The 22,152-nt window shown below is 54.7% G+C and carries 22 protein-coding genes and 3 pseudogenes; 9 read left to right on the plus strand and 16 right to left on the minus strand.

Annotation, left to right across the window (positions count from 1 at the left end; translation table 11 throughout):
• Nucleotides 1–385 precede the first annotated feature (385 nt).
• Together AC1MDT_RS28820 and AC1MDT_RS28825 are read right to left on the minus strand one after the other, a co-directional pair.
• A complete protein-coding gene (locus AC1MDT_RS28820; RefSeq protein WP_480420049.1) occupies nt 386–973 on the minus strand; it encodes a hypothetical protein in 588 nt (195 codons plus the stop codon).
• A 266-nt stretch (nt 974–1,239) separates the two neighbouring features.
• Nucleotides 1,240–1,578, minus strand: a complete 339-nt coding sequence (locus AC1MDT_RS28825) for a hypothetical protein (protein ID WP_462045245.1) — start codon at nt 1,576–1,578, stop codon at nt 1,240–1,242.
• A 131-nt stretch (nt 1,579–1,709) separates the two neighbouring features.
• On the opposite strand from AC1MDT_RS28825, the gene AC1MDT_RS28830 reads away from it, so the two are divergent.
• Nucleotides 1,710–2,057, plus strand: a complete 348-nt coding sequence (locus AC1MDT_RS28830; RefSeq protein WP_480420050.1) for a helix-turn-helix domain-containing protein — start codon at nt 1,710–1,712, stop codon at nt 2,055–2,057.
• Nucleotides 2,058–2,089: 32 nt separating this feature from the next.
• On the opposite strand, the gene AC1MDT_RS28835 is transcribed toward AC1MDT_RS28830, so the two are convergent.
• From AC1MDT_RS28835 to AC1MDT_RS28850, 4 genes and pseudogenes are all read right to left on the minus strand, one after another.
• Nucleotides 2,090–2,419 (minus strand): hypothetical protein, encoded by a 330-nt coding sequence (locus AC1MDT_RS28835; RefSeq protein WP_480420051.1) that lies wholly within the window; start codon nt 2,417–2,419, stop codon nt 2,090–2,092.
• An 85-nt stretch (nt 2,420–2,504) separates the two neighbouring features.
• Nucleotides 2,505–3,468: pseudogene (locus tag AC1MDT_RS28840) on the minus strand (DUF932 domain-containing protein).
• 141 nt (nt 3,469–3,609) lie between these two features.
• Complete coding sequence (locus tag AC1MDT_RS28845) at nt 3,610–3,945, minus strand: hypothetical protein (RefSeq protein ID WP_480420052.1); 336 nt, start codon at nt 3,943–3,945, stop codon at nt 3,610–3,612.
• 583 nt (nt 3,946–4,528) lie between these two features.
• The gene (locus AC1MDT_RS28850) at nt 4,529–5,476 is read right to left on the minus strand and encodes a LysR family transcriptional regulator (protein ID WP_480420053.1); all 948 of its coding nucleotides are present in this window, start codon (nt 5,474–5,476) and stop codon (nt 4,529–4,531) included.
• 110 nt (nt 5,477–5,586) lie between these two features.
• On the opposite strand from AC1MDT_RS28850, the gene AC1MDT_RS28855 reads away from it, so the two are divergent.
• The 6 genes from AC1MDT_RS28855 (at nt 5,587) to AC1MDT_RS28880 (ending at nt 10,886) form a co-directional block, all read left to right on the plus strand.
• Nucleotides 5,587–6,663, plus strand: coding sequence for a 2Fe-2S iron-sulfur cluster-binding protein (locus AC1MDT_RS28855; protein WP_480420054.1), 1,077 nt, complete (start codon nt 5,587–5,589; stop codon nt 6,661–6,663).
• 37 nt (nt 6,664–6,700) lie between these two features.
• Complete coding sequence (locus tag AC1MDT_RS28860; RefSeq protein ID WP_480420055.1) at nt 6,701–7,162, plus strand: hypothetical protein; 462 nt, start codon at nt 6,701–6,703, stop codon at nt 7,160–7,162.
• A gap of 40 nt (nt 7,163–7,202) precedes the next feature.
• Nucleotides 7,203–8,096 (plus strand): sterol desaturase family protein, encoded by an 894-nt coding sequence (locus AC1MDT_RS28865; RefSeq protein ID WP_480420056.1) that lies wholly within the window; start codon nt 7,203–7,205, stop codon nt 8,094–8,096.
• Nucleotides 8,097–8,525: 429 nt separating this feature from the next.
• Nucleotides 8,526–8,696: a hypothetical protein gene (locus tag AC1MDT_RS28870; protein ID WP_480420057.1), complete on the plus strand. Its 171-nt coding sequence runs from the start codon at nt 8,526–8,528 to the stop codon at nt 8,694–8,696.
• 94 nt (nt 8,697–8,790) lie between these two features.
• Entirely contained in the window at nt 8,791–9,690 is a 900-nt protein-coding gene (locus AC1MDT_RS28875) for a pirin family protein (RefSeq protein ID WP_480420058.1), read from the plus strand.
• A gap of 431 nt (nt 9,691–10,121) precedes the next feature.
• Entirely contained in the window at nt 10,122–10,886 is a 765-nt protein-coding gene (locus tag AC1MDT_RS28880) for an SDR family NAD(P)-dependent oxidoreductase (protein ID WP_480420059.1), read from the plus strand.
• Between the two features lie 242 nt (nt 10,887–11,128).
• Here AC1MDT_RS28880 and AC1MDT_RS28885 read toward each other — a convergent pair.
• From AC1MDT_RS28885 to AC1MDT_RS28905, 5 genes and pseudogenes are all read right to left on the minus strand, one after another.
• Nucleotides 11,129–11,441, minus strand: a pseudogene (locus AC1MDT_RS28885) (transposase); the annotation flags it as partial.
• 615 nt (nt 11,442–12,056) lie between these two features.
• On the minus strand, nt 12,057–12,266 hold the full coding sequence (locus AC1MDT_RS28890) for a hypothetical protein (RefSeq protein ID WP_480420060.1): 210 nt from the start codon (nt 12,264–12,266) through the stop codon (nt 12,057–12,059).
• A 184-nt stretch (nt 12,267–12,450) separates the two neighbouring features.
• Complete coding sequence (locus AC1MDT_RS28895; protein ID WP_480420061.1) at nt 12,451–13,653, minus strand: tyrosine-type recombinase/integrase; 1,203 nt, start codon at nt 13,651–13,653, stop codon at nt 12,451–12,453.
• Nucleotides 13,654–14,001: 348 nt separating this feature from the next.
• On the minus strand, nt 14,002–14,619 hold the full coding sequence (locus AC1MDT_RS28900) for a PAS domain S-box protein (protein ID WP_480420062.1): 618 nt from the start codon (nt 14,617–14,619) through the stop codon (nt 14,002–14,004).
• A pseudogene (locus AC1MDT_RS28905) lies at nt 14,620–14,712 on the minus strand (hypothetical protein); the annotation flags it as partial. It lies immediately after the preceding gene.
• Here AC1MDT_RS28905 and AC1MDT_RS28910 point away from each other — a divergent pair.
• Entirely contained in the window at nt 14,699–15,022 is a 324-nt protein-coding gene (locus tag AC1MDT_RS28910; RefSeq protein ID WP_480420063.1) for a hypothetical protein, read from the plus strand. The pseudogene AC1MDT_RS28905 and the gene AC1MDT_RS28910 sit on opposite strands and share 14 nt — an antisense overlap.
• 72 nt (nt 15,023–15,094) lie before the next feature.
• Here the strand turns inward: AC1MDT_RS28910 and AC1MDT_RS28915 are convergent, their stop codons facing one another.
• A complete protein-coding gene (locus tag AC1MDT_RS28915; RefSeq protein ID WP_480420064.1) occupies nt 15,095–15,343 on the minus strand; it encodes a hypothetical protein in 249 nt (82 codons plus the stop codon).
• A 545-nt stretch (nt 15,344–15,888) separates the two neighbouring features.
• Between AC1MDT_RS28915 and AC1MDT_RS28920 the strand changes: the two genes are divergently transcribed.
• Complete coding sequence (locus AC1MDT_RS28920; protein WP_480420065.1) at nt 15,889–17,517, plus strand: methyl-accepting chemotaxis protein; 1,629 nt, start codon at nt 15,889–15,891, stop codon at nt 17,515–17,517.
• Between the two features lie 521 nt (nt 17,518–18,038).
• On the opposite strand, the gene AC1MDT_RS28925 is transcribed toward AC1MDT_RS28920, so the two are convergent.
• The 4 genes from AC1MDT_RS28925 to AC1MDT_RS28940 all read right to left on the minus strand — a co-directional run bounded on the left by AC1MDT_RS28925 (nt 18,039) and on the right by AC1MDT_RS28940 (nt 22,070).
• Nucleotides 18,039–19,061 carry a sensor histidine kinase gene (locus AC1MDT_RS28925; RefSeq protein WP_480420066.1) on the minus strand — a complete coding sequence of 341 codons (1,023 nt, stop codon included), beginning with the start codon at nt 19,059–19,061 and terminating at the stop codon, nt 18,039–18,041.
• A 9-nt stretch (nt 19,062–19,070) separates the two neighbouring features.
• On the minus strand, nt 19,071–20,546 hold the full coding sequence (locus tag AC1MDT_RS28930; RefSeq protein ID WP_480420067.1) for an ATPase domain-containing protein: 1,476 nt from the start codon (nt 20,544–20,546) through the stop codon (nt 19,071–19,073).
• Nucleotides 20,543–20,977, minus strand: coding sequence for a hypothetical protein (locus tag AC1MDT_RS28935; protein ID WP_480420068.1), 435 nt, complete (start codon nt 20,975–20,977; stop codon nt 20,543–20,545). The genes AC1MDT_RS28930 and AC1MDT_RS28935 overlap by 4 nt, the downstream gene beginning before the upstream one ends.
• A 232-nt stretch (nt 20,978–21,209) precedes the next feature.
• Complete coding sequence (locus AC1MDT_RS28940) at nt 21,210–22,070, minus strand: fumarylacetoacetate hydrolase family protein (protein ID WP_480420069.1); 861 nt, start codon at nt 22,068–22,070, stop codon at nt 21,210–21,212.
• Nucleotides 22,071–22,152: the final 82 nt, after the last annotated feature.

Consider the following 22,152-nt stretch of genomic DNA (forward strand, 5'->3'; position numbering starts at 1 on the left):
GAAGGCGAGCAAACAGCTGAGCCCACCCAGGTCGGCGGCGCGGTAGCCATAACGAGTGGAAAGAATTTTTCCCGCTTTGAACGCCCGCTTTTGGCCGATCTCTGCCAACATGGGTCGGCTATTGGGTTACTTTCTTACGATAAAAGTTGCTAAGCGTGCTGGACAAGTCGAATGCAAATGGGGAGCCAAGTCGAATGCAATTTCACAAAAAATAGCAGACAGAGCTCTTCAACTACCGCTGTCTGCTTTGTGCCGTTTACCCGATTCTGGGTATGCGTGCGGACATCCCCTTTGTAAACGTCTGGCAAACTTGCCGTCCTGACGCCATGCGTCGTACGCATTGGATTATAGCGGTGGGCCGGCTGGATGGTGACCTTTAGCTCAATCATGGATGTTTGCCTGCTTTACACCAATTCTCCCACTCGTCGAGCATGTCGGCGATAACCATAGCGTCTTCGCCATTTTCCTTGTGGAACGCAGCACCCCATTGATCGACACAGCTGTCTATATTGGCTTTATTAGAAGAGTTCGTAGAGGCTTTCTGAATGGCTGGAGCTGCTCGTCCACCAGCTTCTGGGCCGGTGCCTTTTAGGTACGCTACGATACGACCATCCTCAGCATTTCCTAAGTAGTATCCACGCAATAGAACTATGGGGGTTTTTGGAGTTTGCTGGATTTGTCCTGCATACTCGTTAGTTGAGTCCCATAGACCGCTGGCGCGCTGGTATTGATACTCGCAGGTACCTTGGTCGCAGAATACCGCACCGCGAGTCTCTAGCACCTTTACGCTACCATCCTGCATCTGATCCGGGAGTTTTGCCGGGGTATCTTCAGGTACGCAGTCCAACCAAGCTGCGTTGCGTTTGTTAGTGGGGCACTCTTGTATTTCGTTTGCTTGCCAAGCAGCTGCGCCTAAAGAATATGCACTCGAAATAAAACTAAGTAGTGCAATCAATAGAAATTTCTTGTTCATGCACATGTTTCCTTCTGTTAAGTAAGTGGTTGTGCGATGCTTAGAACGGACGTCTGGAAAATCAACCTGTCGAGCTGACTTTCAACGCCCTGGGACTAGGACCTGGATGATCCAGATGAATTTGCAACGTAGGTAGGGCACCAGGCGAGGATTACGTTAAGGATTGGGATGTCGCTACGATGATCAAGAAATAGGTGCTTACCGATCACCGACCGTTCAGCATAGTTAATGGAACCACACACAAAGACTACATCATGTGTTTGAAGTCATTTTTTCTTATATGTGACTATCAATGTGCTTACTACGAAATACTTTGCTATTTCGTAGTCTGGGTCGTACGTGGCGATATTGTGAGCTGCTATCGCCAACCCTGCGGCTAAGCCACCCATTACAGTCCATGCACTTGCCGCCACTGCGGCGATGCGGCCTGCAACGTATACTCGACAGCTTAAGCCTTCTGCTTCGATGAGCTTTTCAATTGTTTCGACAGTGTTTCCAAAGGAATAAGTGGGGATGTCTTTTATCGTGAATGTTTTTTTCTGCGAAATTAGTTTCGAAATTTCTTCGTTCGTTATGCTGGAAGCCGAGTAAACACCAGTATCCATTGTAAAACTCCTTGTTTTTCCTGTGGGCACAAATAGTCGAAAAACAACCTTAAAGGTTGATTTTCAACCTGAATAGCTCTTCATGTCAATGAGGCGTTACCCAACCATCTAGGTGGATATTGGGAGGTGCCGTGATAGAGACTGATCAGAAGTATTTGGCGGGTGTGGTGGGGCGTGCGATTGCCAAGCAACGCACTCGCGGTGGCTTGACGCAGGAGGAAGTGGCCGAGCGTCTGGGTATTGGCAACGAAGCCGTTTCCCGCATTGAGCGTGGCGTCGTGATTCCTAATATTGCGCGGTTGCTGGAGTTCGCCGGCATCTTTGGTTGCGAGGCGGCCGAGTTGTTGACCGAGGCCAGTTCACGCCCGGATGACCAGGCCAGCAGGATCAGTCGATTATTGATGCAGCTGGGGCATGATGATCGGAAACTGGTCGTGGAACTGGTTGAGCGCCTGGCCGAACGCCTAAGTAAGGGATGATTGCGGGACTACCTGGTTTGGTTATGGTGCTATCAGGCATTGGCGTTCTGATCGAACTTGGCTCCGCAGCGTAAACAGAGACAGTCATAGTCGCCGAACTGATATTTCTGCACGTCCTTGGCAAAGGCCGTCAGGGCGGTATAGCCAGAGGTCGTACTGGACACGCTCTCGCCGATCAGATCGAGGAGTTGCACCAGCAGGCTTTCCTGTCGAATTTCTGCGCCCGTTTCCCGACCCTGGGTATGGGCCTGGTGAACCCCGAGTAGAAAATTATCAATGGTGCCAATGAGCATGACGGCCGCGTTGGTCGCCTCCTTGGACAGTACAGCCTGGGAATCGCAGATCAGGCAGCGTGTGGGCATGGTGGAGCTCCGTGAAGGGATTAAACCACTGAGAGAAAGTCTATGGATGTGGGAGGCGTCGGCCTCCCTTTATGCGGCGAGTGCTTCAAACCAACAGTTGCAGGGCGGTATTGAGCGCTCGTTGTTTGATGACTGCACCTTGGCCGAACCAGGCGGTGTCCATGCGGTACTCGTTGCTGCGCGCCCGGCGTTCGTGGTCCACGTATTCGGTGACGGCATTGAGCAGTCCCCACGCGGTGCCCTTGGCCGCTTCGAGCTCTGCCCTCGGCCATGACCGTCGTACATGCTCAGCACCTTGGTTAAGGCGCGCTCATTCGACAGCCCGCTGCGCGGATTGCCCGTTTGTACCTCACACAGCACGCTGCGCAGGTAGTCCTTGGCTTCATGGTCTTTGGCCGGGCGTGCCGCGAGCGTGCGCATGCGGTACATGAAGTCGTCCCATTGCGACACGGTGATGCCTAGTTGTTGCTTCACGGCTCTTGGATCGAAACGGGTGCTGTGTGGGACTTTGATCGCCTGGCTGGCGCCATTGATGGCAATACTCAGAGTGTTATTGCAGACCACCCGGATGGTGGTCGGGGTCGCCGTGGTGGCCAGCGTGCCGTCACAGGAAGTGGCCAACAGCAAATACCCATTGACCACGTCATTGCCCTTGAGCGTGGTCGACTGCCCGGTCCTCGCCAGGGCCCAGAGCTTGCGCCCGCCCTTCAGCACGCCTGCGGTTTCCAACTCGTAACAGAGCGTTCGGTCAGATCCCGGTAAAACTCCAGCACCTCACGCGGCTGCACCACCTGGTAGCGCTGTGAGACCACCGACAGTGGAGCTTTGGTATCGGAGCGAAAGAGTACCTTCTCTTCGGGAAACGTATGGATGGTGCCGAGATGGCCGACGGCATCAGCCATGAAATGTACCGGCGATTCCTGGATCTGCCAGTTCATGCCGGCTTCTTGTTGCCAGACTTCCAGCGGTTGTTTGGGCGAGAGCTGACTGCCCAGGCCATGCCAGGGCGTAGCGCCAACGTAAGCCATTTGTTCGATGAGATGTGCCATGGAGATCTTCCTTTTCATAGGCGCACGGCGAAGCCGCTGAGCATTCAGCAGGGATCAGTCGTCGTGCGGGATGTTGATAGAGAGAGGGGAGCGATGGATCAGATGGGGAGCAGCAATTGCGTCAAGCGGGGGATGAGCGGTTCAAGCGGAATGACGGTTGCTAAACGACAGTCCGCAGTCGAGGCAACTATAGTTGTCCAAAACCCGCTCATCGATGACTTCACCGAGTTTGGCGCCGGCGATACAGCCGGTCGCCGCTCCGGCTAATCCGCCGAGAATGGCCCCGGCAATACCGCCAGCAACGACACCAGCGGGGCCGGCGACAACGCCGATGACAGCGCCCACCTCGGCGCCAGCCATGGCGCCGGTGATTCCTTGGGCGGCGCCACCGACGGTGCCGATCAGGGCGCCGATTTTCCTGGCTATATCCTTGGTGATGACAGCAGTGGAGTGACAGCGTGGGCATTGAGTGGTCATGTACAGGGTTCCTATCGAGAGAGTCGGGACTGAAGTCAGTGCACGGGCATAGCGCCCATCAAGCAGGTCGCCTGGGCGATCTGCCTGAGTGGTGAGCTACTGAGTCTGGGGATGTGATTCTTAATGCGGATGAATGCAGGGTCGTGATGTACGACTGAGATTTTTTTGCTTGCGATTTTTCGAAGGGCGTCGAATTTCATAGCGAAATGAGCAGCCAGAGCTGAATCGCCCCAAGCTTTTTAGACCCGCCAACGGCCTTGTGACCGGCAGAGAACGGCCGATTCTGTTGAAAAAGTCGGCTTCGGTTTCCACGGCAGAAAAGTGCGCGTCTGAGATTGAGATCCGTGTTTTACACAGAAGGTTCAATGCTCAGATTTGACGTAGCAGCGTGCAAAAAAAGGCATCTTCACCTCTCAATGTATGGGGAGCCAGACCGGGTCCTTTTTCAACCCAATCGGCCGTTTTTTGCCTGTCGCCACCGGCGACAGCCGGCCAGAAGCAGTCGGTCAATTTTCGCTCTGAAACCTCATGCGCCTACGAGGCGGCAGCCGAATAGTAGTCAGTGGCGCATTCAGAAGATGACTCATCGTTCGTCGCAAAATCCCGCTCCTTTGTACATGGCGGTCACAGGTGTTTCACCAGCAACGGCACGAATGGTGTGGAGCACCAACATGGCTGCCGGGGACAATGTTCGTCCGCTCAAATGTACGATGCCTATTTCAGTAAACAGCGATTCCGTTTCGGGAAAAGGCAAGTGAACCAGGGCTCCCGCGGACAGGTCTCGCTGCACTGCGGCGTGTGTGGCACCCAGAATCAAGTCGTCGTTAATCGCGAGGTCTTTCAACACAGAGAGGTTGTCGCACTTCAGCGCCACCGGCAGTGGCTGATCGGGAGCCAACTCAAGTAGGTGTCTAAGTTGAACCAGCGCCCCATTGGGGAATGAACTCAAGGCAAAGCCATAGGACAAACAATCTTTCAGTTTGCGCGTCGGATCGACAATCAGCGGATGACCAGGGCGGCAGAAGAATGCTCCACGTTGACGACAAAGGGGTGTGATGGCGAGATCAGGCTCATGTGAAATGTCCTGCGTGTCGGCCACAAAAAACTCGATTTCCTCGGCCCGCAGATGGAGTAGCAGGTAGCGCCAGTTGTTTGTGTCCACGGTGAAGCAAATGCCGGGGCTCTGTTGCCTGACTTCCCTGAGCACCTGACGCACCAACCCATAGGTCGGCGAAGGTCCGACCCCGAACGCGACGTGCCCTGCATCAGCGTCGCGTATCTGCATCATGTCCAACTCAAACGTGCGCATCTGGTAAGCGATACGCTTGGCGTGTTCCAGAAATACTTCACCTACTTTGGTTATTGAAACTGCCCGGTTGTCGCGGTCGAATAAAGACAGCCCCAGCTCTTCCTCCAATGCCTGAATGCCACGACTGAGCGCGGGTTGGCTCAGATGCAGCTTTTCGGCTGCACGGGCAAAGTTCAGTTCCTGCGCCAGCGCGAGGGCATAGCGGATGCGCTTCAGGTCCATCTAGCACCTCATCATGTTCATGGTTTATTGCTTCAATGTTTACAATGCATTGGACGCATTACTCTAGCAAAAATTACAGTTCGCCCGTACCCAATAAGGCAACTGTTCCCATGTCGACTACTGCTTGCGCGCCCGCATCGCTCAATAGTTATCAACTGATCATCGAAGGCACCGAGCTGCAAGCGTGCGTGGCACCGGGAGAGACTGTCCTCAAGGCCGGTCTGCGCAGCGGCGTCAAAATTGCGCATTTGTGCATGGTCGGCGAATGTGGCTCCTGCCGATGTCGTCTGCTGCGGGGAAAAGTCAGGCTCAAGAAGGACATCTCCCATCATGTGGACCACGATGCAATGCGCAACGGCTATCTATTGGCGTGCCAGTCCGAACTCTTGAGCGATGTACTGCTTGCCGTTCCGGGCTTGTCGCCGGATTTCCAGGGCCCGGCACTGGTCACGCGCTCCGGACGGATCAAATCTGCCATTTCTCTGAACCACAATATTCGCCATCTGGTACTGGAGCTTGATGCACCGCTGTCCTACGAGTCTGGACAGTACGCCCAATTGAGCATTCCAGGGCATCCAGCGCTGGCCCAGGAACCGCGCTGTTACTCCTTCTGCTCAGCGCCATTGGGTCATCCGCAAATCGAGGTGGAATTTCATGTCCGCCTGGTCCCGGGCGGACAATTTACCGAATGGTTGTTTGCCGAGGATCGCATCGGCGAGAGCATAGAGTTAACTGGCCCGCTCGGTGATTTCACTGTCCATAATGCTCAGCGCCCGATGGTTCTTATCGCTGGCGGAAGTGGCCTTGCACCCATCAAATCAATTCTCGAACATTTGAGCGCACAGCCAAGCGCACCGGATGTGACGCTGTTTTTTGCCGCCCGCACCCAGGACGATCTGTACTGCCTTAGCGAAATCGCGAAATTACAAGCCAACTGGCCTGCCCGCAGTCGGATGCTGTTCGAGCCCGTCCTGTCACATGAGCCCGGTGATTCTGACTGGCGTGGCCTGGCTGGATATTGCGGGGAACATATTTCCAGTTTCTGTAGCCCGGCCGACAGTAGTTTTTACCTCTGTGGCCCGCCCCCGATGATCGATTCGATTCTTCGCCAATTAGGTGGCGTCGTTGAGCCTCATTACATCCACTACGACCGTTTTATTGATCGCAGCAATATGGCGCAGCAATAAGTTTTTACCGGCATTCATTGACTTTGGATAATAAAAAATGAAATCGAAATTGATCCCAGCCTTAATCCTGTGTGCAACCTTTTCGCAGGCGCAAGCGGCTGACACGCCCATCACGCTTGAGTTTGGTGCCGCCGTAAAAAACGTATCCGAAGTTAATATTGCTGCGGGCACGTCAAGCTTGAATATGATTGCCGAAGGTGCGGGAAAGCTGGTTTCACAAGGTGAGTCGGTGCGTTTCTATGCCCTTTGTGCCATTACCGACACGTTGAAGGGAAAGGCAGTCATTGCGGGATCTGGCGACTGTGAATTCAAAACGACTGACGGCGGCGTGTTGTATGCACATTTTCAGACAACGCCAGGACATGGAGATCAGGGTCAAATTACGCTGAGTGGCGGCAGCCAGAATCTTGAGCGTTTCAACGGCATCGTTCCCGTCGAAATCACAGTCAATCCAGCCAAGGTTGGCAAGCTGGTTTTCTTTGCTGAAAATCTGAAATGAACAGTGCTCAAGGCTCGCAACTCAGCAAAAGGAAACCGCGATGGGAATGACTATTGGGCTCAGTGTCTTTGCCCTGCTGCTTGTGCTTGACATTGTGATGGGGGAATTCAGGAAACCTCGCGCATTGAGCATGAATGAATTGGGTGTGAACCTGATGTGTATGGTGATCGCGTTCTCCATTCGTGCTCTTCCTTTTGCGTTGATTACCTATTTACTTGTCACATTTCTCCCCGAGTGGAGAAACGCTCTCGCTCACGCCAATTTCGCACTCTTGTTCCTCGCGGTACTGTTGCTTGACGATTATGGGAATTACTGGTTTCACCGCCAGGCACACCAAATACCCTGGTTGTGGCGCCTGCACAAACCTCACCATATTCCGACGCGCATGAACGTGCTGATGGGTGTGCGCGAAAGCACGTTTTACTACCTACTCATTCCCGTCAATGTGATGGCTCCGCTACTGGTTTTTGTCGGTGCCGAGGAGGCTGGCGCAGCAATGCTGGGCCTCAAGCTGACAGTAGGTTATCTCCAGCATGTAGGCTATCGCTGGGATCTGTGGTTGCGCCGTTTCGCGCCTGGCCGTCTGTTTCTTGATCTGGCAGAAAAGCTGTTCTCGCTCCAGGATTTTCATCATGTGCATCATGGTATCGGCCGCTACGGCAATGCTTCATCCAACTATGGCAATGTGCTCAATATCTGGGACAAGCTTCACAAAACCAGCAGCGGCCATCCGCACTGCGCTCAGGATGCTTACGGCGTGCCCACAGGTGCAAAGGTAGAGTCCTGGGCAGTTCAATTATTCTGGCCGCTTTGCCGCGAACGGAAGGTCAAACCCCAAGCATCCTCGATCATCGTCCAGAGTACGCCCGATGAATTGGAAGCAGCCCAAGCCATCATTTTCACCGCTGACGGTCTGGCAATTGCAGTGAGATGACGGTCCGTTTTAGATCAAGACGTGGGGCCGCAATGGGTCGGCTGCCATCCTTCGCGACAGGCAAAAAACGGCCAAAAGCAGGCGTAGGCAGCTTTCGACCACCGCATGGTCGCCCTCATGCGGCAAGGTGTCCCGCATCCTGTAAGCGAAGTTTTGTAATGGGAACTTATTAGCAGGCTGTCCGACATTTGTAATGTTGCTCTCTAACCACCGCACCGCCGGGCGTACCCGTTATCACCCGGACCCTAATCAATGCCTGGGATGACCCGAATGTGCAGGCGGCAATCAAGAAAACCGGTCGCGAGTAGATCCTGATCGCCGGCGTGTCGCTGGAGGTGTGCGCGATGCTCCCGCGTTGTCGGCCAAGGCGGCGGGCTATGACGCTCGCGTCTGGATGCGTCTGGCACCTTCAAGGATGCGAAGCGCACCGTGGGGCTGCAGCGTCTGCAAGGTGCCGCCGTGCCAGTCACCGACTATGCGTCGGCAGGGGCTGAATGGCTGCGGGACAACTCTAATACGAAGGCGCAGGAAGTCTATGGTGATCTCGATATTCCGTTTGCGACCCTGGTGTGGCAGCTCAAGAGCGCCAACAGCAAGTAATCAGGCAAACAAGTCTATGATCACGATCGGGGTGCGTTGCTGCGCACCGATGTCAGCCTTACGAACGTTCAATGAATGGCTCAGGAGTCGCATCATGCGCAATCAAGTTCGCGTTTCAGCCCCGATCGCCGGTCACGATATGGTGATCAGCGACGTGTTTCAAGCCAAGCACTTTGGCGAGCAGGAGTTTGGCGGCTTGATCGATCCGGTCGTAATGCTTGATCATTTCCATATGACTGGCCCGACCTTTGAGCCGCATCCGCACGCGGGCATTTCTGCCGTGACCTATATGTTTGAGGACGCGATCGGCGCCCACGTCAATTACGATTCGCTGGGCAACCATGGTCCAATCCATCCTGGTTCACTGCACTGGCTTGCTGCCGGACGTGGCGCGGTTCATACCGAGCAACCGGAAGGTGATGGCCGGCACGTGCATGCGTTGCAGATATTTGTGAACCTGCCAGCCAGCAAAAAGTTCGATGCACCGTATGCTGTGCACGTCGAGGCGAGCGACATTCCAGAATTTAAAACGCCCGGCGTGCGCGTCCGCGTGGTCACCGGCCACAGCAACGGCGTGCAGGCTGAATACACGTCGCAATTACCGAAGCCGTTCACGCTGTTGGATGGCTTTCTCAGCGATGCAACACCATTCATGCACGCACTGCCGCGCGGCTGGAATGCGATGATCTACGTCGTCAGCGGTAAGCTACGGCTGGAAGTCGATGGTGAAGAGAGAGCGCTGGCGACATCAACTGCAGTAGGAGTTTCAGTTGCGGGGGATGCGGCGGCGAACGAGGCGGTGATCCGGCTTGCGCCGGACACAGAAACCCATTTCGTGATGCTGTCCGGTCCGGCGCTCAATGAACCCTTGGTCAAGCACGGACCTCTGGTGATGAACACATCAGAGCAGATCAGCGATCGGATTCGCGCTTATCAGCGCGGGGAGTTCGGGCGGCTGGAACTGCCAAATCGACCTGGCGGCGAAGCGGCTTAAGGGGTGGTAGCGATAAGTTGAGCCCAACAAGGTCGTTGGCTCGCGACCTCTCATGTCAGATTGGGATATACCTTGGCGTCGCAATTTTTGGGCTGACCTTTGGTGGTACGCCGACGTTGTTACAGAAGGCTTCAGCTGATACGGCTAGAGAGGGTTCTGTTGCTGTGCAGTCGATGGTAGTGACAGCTTGGAACTTGGCTATCGCCGGTGGCGGTTTGGTTGGCGGACTGTTGCTGGAAACGAACGGCATTGCATCTTTTCTATGGATATTGCTGGCCTTGCTGCTGTTCGGCCTTGTAGTTGTCTGGCTTATCAAAGAGCACGGATTTAGATCAGGACAGCGAGACTCAGCGCGATGAATTTCTACATATCCACACCGGCAGATTGTTACCCGGCATATTTCAAAAAAACGTGACGACATAGGAGTTCATATGAACGCAGGTTCTCTCAATGGAAAAAATGCCCTGGTCACTGGAGCCGGCTCTGGTATCGGTCGACAGGTTGCTATTGCTTTAGCAGCGGAAGGCGCCCGCGTGGTACTGGTCGGCCGGGGTGTAGCCGAGCTTAAGCAAACCGGCGCGGAGATCGAGCGCAAGGGTGGAAGCTATTTGGCGGTAGAAGCTGACATCACGAATGAAGCGAGCGTGCGGGCACTTCTGGAGCAGGCGCTCGCTGGCCGGGATAGGCTGGACATCGCGATCAACGGCGCAGGGATATTTCGTGTCGGCGCCATCGACGAGACAGAGCTCGATAGCTTCAAGGAAATCCTGACAACCAACACTGTCGGTACATGGTTATGCCTGAAGCATGAAATCCTCGCCATGAAGCGACAAGGTGGTAACAGCGTCATCGTCAACATTGCCTCCAATGTCGGCTATCACCTCACTCGACCTGGAACAAGTGCCTATGCCGCCTCCAAAGCGGCAGTGACCGTCCTCACGCGAACCGCAGCGTTGGAAGTCATTAGTCACGGTATCCGTATTAACAGTGTCAGCCCAGGCCCCGTTGACACATCGATGTCCTTCCGCGTGGGAGAAGACAGAGCGGCACGCGATGCGCGCATCGCAGCGACCAATCCGTCCAAGCGCGTCGCAAGCCTGGACGAAATATCTGCTGCCGTACTTTGGTTGTGCTCCGACGGAGCCGCGTACACGGTCGGCCAAGATCTGGTCGTGGACGGTGGCGCCTCGGTTTAAGGAAGTCTGAAGTACTCATCGATCTTTGATACCCTTTCTGCTTGACCCTCCATGTCAGGCTACCTGTCGCCCTTGTTGATTGACTCAGTCGTTCAAGAGGGCGAAGGTGCATAACAATGTCCAAAATGGGCAAGCGATACGAAAGCGACTTCAAAGACTGGGTCGTTCTGCAAATGATGCCCCCCCCTCAATCGATCAGTGGCAGAACTTGCCGTTGCACTCAATCTCACACCACAGGCACCCGGGTGCTCAACCTTCGTCCTGACTTGAGCCTTGGATTTTTCGATCTTGCGCTTGGCTTTGTACAGAACGCTACGCTTGCCCAGTTTCTGGTAGGTGGCGCCGGGCGACAATCTGCCAGATGACCTGACGACCTTCATGCTCGGAGCGTTTTTCCACGCCGGTATAGCCAGCATCGGCACAGACCACGTTTTCGTCGTCGTGCAGCAGCTTATTGACCCGAGTGATATCGGCCACATTGGCTGCCGTGGCCACAACGCTATGCACCAGGCCCGATACGTCATCCATACCGATATGGGCCTTCATGCCGAAGTACCCTGAGATCAAGCTAAGGATGTTGCGCAGAAGCCATCATTCAAACTACCGACTTTATGGGATCTGGACTTTTTCAATTGAGGCTCTGAGCGCCGCAACCTTGCAGGTTTGCATTACCGCGATTGATGCTCGGTGACGAGCTTTGTTCGAAGCTGGAGAGTCCGCTCCTAGCCATTTTTTTTGCCCTTTCCCAGCGGCAATGGGTCGTTTACTGTCTGTCACGACCGACCGAAATCGATCCAGGCTGTGTGAAAACGTTTAAGAGCAAGTTTGACAGTCGGAATCGGAACGAAAATCGCGTTCCTACGTAAAATTTACGTCGGCGGACTAACCAATCGCCGACAGATTTTACGTAATAACGCAGACTTCAAAACGGCGCATGCGTTCTCACACAGCCTGGACCCAAAGCTGACGGTGGAGATAGACAGAAAACGTCCGAGACTGTGTAAAAACGTTTTTGAGTGCAGTAACAGATATCGGCTCGAAAACTGCGTTTCTGCTTGAGTTACGGGTCTGTTCAGCCACCGTGCAAGAGCAGATTTAACGGAGAAGCGCGGACCTTAAAAACGTGCATGTGTTTTTACACAGCCTCGGCCGATTGCTGCCCGTGAACGATTACTCCGGTGCCATGAGTACAGCAAGGCATATTTTGATGAACTCCTCATTTTTGTCGACCGTTTGTAGGGCTGCGCGTACATTGCCGCCGACCTCCTCCGATCCGCGACGCTCAACCCAGAGCGTCAGCTCCATGATGGCAGCCTCCAGGGCGAGTTGATTTTCGTTGATCTTGAATAACAATGCAGGGAGTAGGTCTGAATTAAGCATCGTGATTCCTCCGTGAAGCGGAAAGCGTACCCGTTAATAACCGGGCGCGGAAGGAATGTCGTTCGGGCGTGAACGCCGGGATGCAAGGACGTTCTCATCGAAAGCGTAAAGGGATCTTTGGGGGGAGAGTGAAACAAGGTTACGAACCTCTCGTGCATCGATAAACGATGCACGAGAGGGCAACTCATTCACCTGCAGGCTGAGTCACGTATACAGCCCAGTCAGCCATCATGGCTTGCCGCTTCTCAAACAGGTCGCCGCGAAAATACGCTGCTTCCACCTTGTCTTGGCGCGAATGTGCCAACGCCAGCTCACAGACCTCTCTCGGATATTGCGTCGATTCCGCTGCCCAGTCACGAAACGTGGAGCGAAAGCCGTGCATGGTCAGATCAGTACGGTTCATGCGTCGGAGCGACATCAGCATCGACATATTCGAAAGAGGCTTGCCTTCCCTTGCCCCAGGAAACAAATGGGCATTGCCCTTAAGTTGTCCTAACCCGTTGATCAGGTCCAGCGCCGCTTGACTTAGGGGAACGCGATGCTCCTTTGCAGCCTTCATCCGATGAGGCGGAATTTTCCAGACCTTCTTCTCTAAATCCAGCTCATCCCAGGTAGCTCCGAGTACCTCACTGGTTCTGCACGCGGTCAAAATGGTCAGTTGCATGGCTTTGTAGCTGAGGTCATCGTGCTTGGCGATTTCTTTCATAAAGGCCGGCATCTCAACCCAAGGCAGAGCTGGGTGGTGGACCACGCTTTTCACCTTCGAGCGTGCAGGTAACAGTTTGTCGAGGTGTCCACGCCACCGGGCTGGATTCTCGCCTTCACGCAATCCTAGAACTTTTGCGGCATCCAGCACCATTTCCATCCGATTACGGACACGGGATGCTGTTTCTGGCTTTAACTGCCATATGGGAGTGAGCACTTTCAGGATGTGCTCCGTCGTCACGTCCTTGGCGTTTAAGTTTTCCAGTACGGGGTAGGCATAGGTCGTTAACGTATTTGCCCACTGCTGGGCGTGCTTCGCGTTTTTCCAGCCTGAACGATGAGCCGCAATGTAGTCCAGAGTAACGGATTTGAAGGTGATGGCTTTGGCTTGCTCGGCGAGCACTGCTTTGGCCGCAGCCAAACGTGTAGCTTCGCGTTCAGCGAGAGGGTCGATCTTCTTTTGAAGGAGCTGACGTTGAGTGAGTGCCTCGGAACGTGCGTCCTTCAGTTTCACATCAGGGAATCCCCCCAGCCCCATCTCACGACGCTTTCCCGCCAACTGAAACCGTAAGACCCAAGACTTCTTACCGCTCGCCTTTACGACCAGCCGCAGTCCATCCCCGTCCTCGTAGGTCCCTGGCTCGGTCAGGTTTTCGATCTGTTTTGCATTTAGTTTTCCCACGGTTTTTCACTCACCAGAAATTGTCTAGCCTGAGAGATTGTTCCCCCACGTATTCCCCCACTGATCGTGGGATTCAGTGGATGCTCTCAGGACGCTAATGGATGGATACTAGGCTGTAGCCCTTGTATTATCTAGGGTCTCGGTATTTTGTTGGACATTGCCGGACACTACGTAGGCGGTCTATCTCTCCGCCATTATTGAATAAGACTAAGCCCCTGTAATCGTTAAAGATTACAGGGGCTTTTTCGTTTCTGATGGTTTGATTAGGGCATTTTTAGGGCAAAGAATGTCGCTAAAAGACCGCCCTAGGCTCTTCTGCGCCCGGCTCCGCAGTTACTCCTTCCACTTTTAGCAAACTGAGGCCCTTGAGGCGCCCTGATGGCTTCTGTCCAGGTGCTTGAGTGTCGGCCTGTGCGCCGCCGCCGTGCAACGCTCGTAAAATGACCTCGGCCAACTGCCTGGGCGTAACGGGCTTGGTGATAAACCCGGCAAAAGACGCTTCGCGCAGTCGCACTCCGCTCCGATGCCGGTTTCAGTGAAACCATCCTGCGCGAACTGTGCGGCGTAATCGTTGTAGGCAACGATGTGAGACTCTGGAACAAGATCTCTTACACTCCGCCCGACTATCTCTTGCGGGCTGTAGCCGAACGTCCTTTGGCCCGCCCGGTTGAGTGATCGCACTTTGTAGTCACCATCGACCGTGATAATTGGGGTCACCGCTGTGTCCAGGATCGCCTGCGTCGTTTCCAGGCTGGCCGCAAGCGCCTTCTTTGTATTGGTTTGCAGGGTAATTTGGTGAATGAGGCGAAAACCGAATACGGCTAATACGCACACCAGTAAGCCAATACCTGCGGCATGCGACAGCGTATCGGACCACCAGGCGGCCAGAAATTCGTCTCGCGAGAGCGCTGCTGCGACGAACAGCGGATAGTCATGCAGATTTCGGAAACTATTGAGGCGAAGCACACCGTCCTGAGAAGACGCATTGGAAAATGTACCGGACTGCCCCTGTACGGTGTGCTCATGAAAGAGCCTGGTGTCTAAAATGTTTGCTCCGATGAAGCGATTTTTCGAATGGACGCCGGACGGCCATTATTCCACTGTCAAAAGCCAGTACAACGGCATCTTCTCGCCCGATGTCGAGACCACTATAAAATTGCGAAAAAAAATCGATATCGATAGAGGCAGCGGCGACACCGGCAAAGGTGCCGTCTGGATCGTCAATCCGACGCGACACCGAAATAACCCATTTCCCTGTAGTCCGGCTCCGGAGCGGAGACCCAATATGTACTCCTCGATCCGGGTGATCTCGATGAAAAATGAAATATTCGCGATCAGAGTTGTTATGGCGCGTCATCGGTTCAGGTAACGCATTGGTGATCAACACGCCATCGCGGTCGAGCAGATAGAGACCATTCAGTTGCGCAAGTTCGGCGAGCCGCTAGGTGAAGACCCGGTGTAACCGCTCCAACACGGCTGGGGCGGTGCCGTCACGTTCAACACGCTCAACAATCCCGGTCAGCGCAGTGTCAGCTTCTTTGATCGTGTCGTTCGCATGTTGAGACATTGCACGCGCGAGATTCGAGGAGGCTGTCGTCATCTCGTTCAGTTTAACCGTACGAGCGGCCAAACTAAGCCAAATATCGGTGCCGATGAGAATCGCGCACATGATGCAAATCAACAGTGTCATTCGGGAAGTAAGCGAAAACCGGTATGCCACGTTTGCATTCCCGAGAGGTGGATCAGTTATTGATGGGGTAGTTTGTGTTAAACGTAATAGTGCAGCAACTTGGCGTCAGGAGAAACTTTTACATCCCGCCTCCAGTTGTCCCAGGCGTCTCTCTATAGTAACTGAGGAGCAAATCGCGATGGTCAATGAGATTAACGGGAACGTTTACTGTTTCAAGGACGGTGCCAGCGAAGTAGGCGAGTGTGCATATGTCGTGAATACCAATAAAGCGCTATAGGGAAATTTACCTGGTTCATTCCCGTCATTGGCTTGCAGTCGAATGCTTCCCGATACCTGGAGATAGGTGGCTAGTTACCGCTTGTCGTAAATGTTGGTTTAAATATAAAAATGTTTGAATTTTTACTGAATAAAATCAGAAATCCTGCCGATATACGTTTTGAGCCCAGTGACCCGCCGCGTCACGCTTACATTAACCGGTGAAGCATTTCCGTTAATGCCCACTGCATGGACGCTCCTGATTTTATCTAATCCATGAGAGCCTCCCCGTGTCGCTACGAAATATGAATATTGCCCCACGCGCCTTTCTCGGCTTTGCGTTCATTGCGGTGCTGGTTGTTGGCCTGGGCGTCTTTGCCCTGAACCGTATGGTCTTGATCCGCCAGGCCACCATCGATATAGAAACCAACATGCTCCCAAGCATCAGCCTGCTGGGAGGGGTGAGCCGGAATGTCCTGCGTTTGCGCAACTTGTCTCTCCAAATAGAGATCGATCGCGACCCTGCTTCGTTGCAGGACAGCGATGAGCGCATTCGTGAGACGGTCGGTAAGCTGCAACAGGCCAAAGACAGCTATGCCGCGCTACCGTTCAACACGGCGGAAGAGGAAGCAACGTATAAAGCATTCAGTGCGACGCTGGAGAGTTACCTGAGTGCGCAAACACAGATGCTAGAGCTGTCGCGCCAGAATAAAACCGAAGAAATGCATAGCTTGATCAACACCCGGCTGAAGCTCGACTCGGACCGGATGGGTGAACAACTCAAACGGATAATCGAGATTAATCAACAAGTCGCGGCCGAGGCGTCAAAGGCGGCTGCGGAGCATTATGACAGTGCCAATATAATGATCATTGTCGTTTCAGTAAGTGCCGCATTGCTCACGGTTCTACTCGCCTGGTTACTCACCCGCAGTATTGTCACGCCACTGACTCGAGCGCTGCGCGCCGCTGAAGAAATTGCCGGTGGCAATCTGACCAAACACATCCTGGTTGATGGCAACGACGAACCGACCCGCCTGCTCGAGGCGCTGGTGGTCATGCAGCAGAACTTGCGCAAAACCATCGAACAGATTTCCGGTTCGGCCACTCAGTTGGCTTCCGCAGCCGAAGAGCTGAATGTGGTCACCGAGGAAGCGTCGCGGGGCCTACAGCAACAGAATAATGAAATCGAACAGGCGGCCACCGCAGTCAATGAAATGACCGCCGCCGTTGAAGAAGTGGCGCGTAACGCGGTGTCGACCTCGCAAGCCTCGCAGCAGTCCAGTGAAACCGCCCGTGGAGGGCGTGATCGAGTGGTCGAGACCGTGTCCGCGATTCAGGCTATGACCAAGGACGTTCAGACCACTTCGCAACTGGTGGAAGGCTTGGCTGAACAAGGGCGTGACATTGGCAAGGTGTTGGACGTAATTCGCTCTATTGCCGAGCAGACCAACTTGTTGGCATTGAACGCAGCAATCGAAGCGGCGCGTGCTGGTGAAGCGGGCAGGGGCTTCGCGGTGGTGGCCGACGAAGTGCGCGCGCTGGCCCATCGCACAGCGCAGTCGACGCGTGAGATCGAGCAAATGGTCGCGGGCATTCAGAGTGGCACAGGGGAGGCAGTGCAATCCATGACATTGAACACCCATCGTACCCAAACAACGCTAGAGCTGGCTCGCGCCGCAGGTGAAGCTCTGGAGCAGATTACCGAATCCATTTCTCAAATCAACGAGCGCAACCTGGTCATTGCCAGCGCGTCCGAAGAGCAGGCCCAAGTATCGCGGGAGGTGGATCGTAATCTCGTCAACATCCGTGACTTGGCGATCCAGTCCGCCGCCGGAGCCAATCAGACCAGCGCAGCCAGCAATGAGCTGTCACGCCTGGCTGTGGACCTGAATGGGATGGTGGCGCGGTTTGTGATTTAACACACATAGCCTCGCTCCCTCGCATGTTGTGCGAAAAACCACCGATGCCATAAAAGCAAATGGCCTGACTTGTTCGGGGCGTTTGCTCTTATGTGGAGGGCGACTGATGAAAGACGAAAAGGGCCTTTCAGCCCAGCCTTATCCTCGCGCCTGATGGATGTGAGCTGCCGAGTCTGGGGATGTGGTGGTCAATGCGGATTGGTGCAGGTTCGTGATGTATGACTGAAATTTTGTTGACTGCGATTCGATGGGGGTCGAATTTCATAGCGAAATGAGCGGTCAGAGCTGAATCGCCCCAAGCTTTTTACCCTTGGCTAGATTGTAAGGATCGAGTGGTCGATCAATCAGGATCTCAAGCAAAAGACCCCTCACCTTCGCGATGAGTTCTGCCCATTAAGCTTTCCGAGACGGCCCTTGCTCTGCAACCACAGGCGGACACTGGCAAACGCTTCTGGAAATTTAGTATCCGAAAGCTAAAGCTCCAGTTTTTCGGTTCTCAGCCAGTTGGCGCTAATGAGAAGTTAATGGTTGACCAACGGTAACGTCACCACGAACTCACTTCCCTTCCCATTACCCTCGCTCATACCGATGACCTTGCCGCCGTGTGCTTCCACAAGCTCCCGAACTACGGTCAACCCAATGCCCAAGCCGGCTCCGTTGAAACCTATGGCGTGTTCGTCCTGGACGTAAGGATCAAAAATAAAAGGCAGTGCTTTAGCCGAAACACCGATTCCATTGTCGGAAATACTTATCTTCAAAACGTCGGTCTCTACCGTTACAGACAGCTTGATACTACCGTCGGCCGGAGTGTACTTGGCCGCATTCGCCAGTAGATTATGGAGGATTTGAGCCAGGCGTCCTGGGTCACCACTCACCATCAAGATGCCATCAGGAAGATGGGCGTCGAAATGTTGCTTTTGCGCGGTCATCACAGGGCCACACGCATCAACAGCGTCACGCAGAATTTGCAGCATGTCGACATCACGACGATCAATTCGCAACTTGCCCGTGCTGGCGCGGGAGACGTCAAGCAGATCGTCGACCAGCTGTGAAATATGCTGTACTTGGCTCTCGATCAACTCACGCATCCGCGGTAGCTGATCGCTAGGCAGCCGGACCATACGCTCTGCAATCATGCTGATGGGGGTTAATGGATTTCGCAGCTCATGGGCCACCATTGCAAGTACGCTTTTCTGCTGACTCAGTGCGCGCTCGGCTGCCGCCTGAAGGTCTTGAGCGCTGAGCGCAGCTATAACCAGCTGCGCGTTAGCCTCGCGCAGCTCCTGGTACAAACGCTGCTCCTCCAAGCGAGGGGGGGCTACAGCATCTGATTGTGCCAGCAGAATCGCCAGCACCAACTGCTGATTGGCCTCGATCACTTGCTCGACCTGTTGGGTATCCACCAGCCGGCTACTGGCGTCGCTCAATTGTTTTTGCAGTGCTGCCAATACGGCGCGTGCTTCAACAGTTTTTTGACCAAGCAGGAAGAGTTCGTGAGCAGCAGTGGCCATCTCACACTCATTCTTGCCACCGGCGTTACTCATGAGTCGAGCTCAAACATTGTTATCTCCTGTGCGTACCGCTCCTGAATTCTGTTTTGTCGGTCGACCACCGAGCAACCCCTCCTGATCTGGCAGCATTTCGCCGATCTGCAGACCGTTATCGTCGATGTAATATTGGCGCAACTCATCGGAGTGGGCGCTGGCCCGAACCTTGACCACGGCCATGATGCGCAACAAGCGACTCTCTACTTCAATATAGCGTTGAACGATGATCGCGTCGGTGAGAAACGCCGTGCCGTAAGGGCTGAAACGCAGGTCGGTGTAGCGGTCTTCCAGCTCAGAGGTCATCAACACGCTGACCCCGGCGCTCGTCAACGCAGTGACCATGCGCGACAGCGACTCACGGAAGTCTTCACGAAAGGTCGGCGCCAGCGCCAGCTCGAAGCCCGATAACGAATCGATCACCACCCGAGTGGCTTTCAGTCGGCTGATCTCGCTGAGCAGCAACTGGACGATTTCGTCGATGGACAGGTCCGGCGCACGGCTATCCACCAGGCCGACCTGACCGCTCTGGATCAGGCCCGCAAGGGTGGCGTTCTGGGAGTGATGGGGCCGTTGTTCAAACACCGCGATCACACCGGTTTCGCCATTGCGCGCGCCTTCGGCGAGGAAGGTTGAGGCTAGAATGCTCTTACCTGAACCCGACGGCCCGGCCACCAGCAAGGAATAACCGCGAGGCAGGCCACCGCCCAGCATCTCGTCGAGCTGTGGCACGCCCATTTTCAGGCGCTTGATCGGAAATTCCAGCGGCGCTTCAACGGGGTTGAGTGCCGCTGGGGCAAAGACCTTGATCCCCGACGTCGCGATGCGGAAGGTGTGCAGCCCTGGCAGCGTTGGCTGGCCGCGCATCTTCATGATTTCCATCTTGCGCACCATGGAGTTGCGCTGAACGCTCTGGCGCAGCCAGATCAGGCCGTCGGCCACGGTGAAAATCGGGTTGGTGTCGGTTTCGGTGAAATATTCACCAATCAGGAACGTCGTCGCCTGCCAGGTGGTCATCAACATACCCAGTTGCTGAACGAACTGCGGCAGGTTGTTGTTGGGGTTGTCCTGGGTCTGGCTGGCCAGCACCACCGAACGGAACGAGTCGACGAACACCAGTGACGGGGAGTGAGCCTCCACCTCGCTGACGATGCGCCGTAGCACTTCGTCCAGATTCCCGGCCAGGGTGTCGTCAGCCAGGTTGATGTAGCGGATCGACTGGTTGATCGCTTCGCTGTCGAAAAAGTCGAATTGCTGCTGATAACGCAGCATCTTCAGCGGCGGCTCGCCGAGCACCGTAAAAAACAGCGCCGGGCGCTCGGGCGTCGCCAGAGCGAACATCATCTGATGCGCCAGGGTGGTTTTGCCACAGCCAGGGGGACCTGCGATCAGGTTGAACGAAAACTCCGGCAATCCTCCGCCCAGCACCTCGTCCAGTCCTGGCACGCCGGTGGCCAAGCGGTTGATAGTCACTTTGGTGCTCATGGCGAAATTTCCTGCGAAGGGGTGTCGCTCAAAGAAGGTTCCCATACGCCACGAAGCAAACGTGCGGTGAGCGAGGGCCCGATCAGCGTGGTCAGCAACTCGTAAAACGTGGTCAGCAACACTTCACCGAAAAACAGTGCATCGGCTTCGCTTTGCTCAACGAGTACGGACTTGAGGGCAGTCAGATCCAGGGAGGCCTGCACACCGTCATAGGTGCCGACCAGACGCGGATGGTTGGAGGTGCACAGGTGAAGGCTGCGGCGATAAAGTGCGCCAACCCCTTGTTGGCCGATGATGGGCGTGAGGGCTACATCCATATCCTGCAATATTGATGCGATCGCTTGCGCGACGGTTGCAATGTCAGCGTTGGGGCCAACGCGGTGCACCAGAGAAGCTACGATCTGGCGGCTCTCTTCGCTTAGCGTGGACATGGCTAACTGATATCTGATGGACAGAGTTAGATGGTACACCCTAAAGCTAGCTGTCGAGCCCCAAATCGGACGCAGCATTGCAGTTGGTATCAATTACGGTGGCAGAATGAGTTAATGGCCAGGCGTAAGTAGCTGGGTTCGTCAGAATTCAGATCCAGGCTTAAGCGCGCAATCACCAGCAAGTTTGCCGACCTTGACGCTGAGTACCGGCTGCTCCGTGTCGGTGAAACACTCAGGCTTCATCTATCACGTGATTGCGCAATAAGCCGATGCCTTCTATCTCGACCTCGCACACGTCTCCTGCTTTCATGTAAAGCGCCGGCTGGCGGGTGAACCCGACTCCCGGCGGTGTGCCGGTCACAATGATGTCGCCTGCCTGGAGCGTGAGCGCTTCGCTTAACAAGGCAATCAACGTGGCGGTATCGAAAATCATGTCGTCGGTGGAAGCGTCTTGCACAATCGTGCCGTTCAAGCGGGTCTGCACGCGCAAACCCTTGCCGCCTGCCGGTACCTCGTCAGGGGTGACGAGACATGGGCCGAAAGCGCCCGTACCGTCGAAATTCTTGCCGACGGTCCATTGCGCACCCTTCATCTGGTAATCGCGCACTGAGCCATCGTTAAACACCGAATAGCCCGCAACGTGTTCAAGCGCTTTTTCCTGGGTGATGTGGCGTCCTGGCTTGCCGATCACGACGACGAGCTCACCTTCAAAGTCAAATTGTTCCGAGGCTTTTGGCCGCACCAGAGGCGCGCCGCTACCGATCAAACTTGTCTGAAAGCGGGCGAAAACAGCTGGATAGGTGGGGGGCTGGAATCCGCCTTCTTTTGCATGCTCCAGATAGTTCAAGCCAATGCAAATAATCTTGCCCGGACTTTGCAACGGCGGCAGCACTTCAACGTCTGTGGCGCTGAATGCACGCCCATCCAGCAGACACCGTCCGGCGGCCTGAAGCACTTCCTCACCTTTCTCGATCAGGGTTTCCAAGGTTCCAGGGTAGGCATTTTCATCCTCCAAACAACCGCGCAACTGTCCTTTTGCATCTACAACTCCCAAACCTTGTTTGCCGCCCGACTTGAATACTTGAAATCGCATGCCTCTTTCCTCAATTTCTTTGCTTGAGTGTTACCAGCGGTCCTCTCGACCTACTTCACCAATTGACCGCCCGACCTGCCAG

It is taken from the genome of Pseudomonas sp. ASL7, assembly GCF_056680375.1.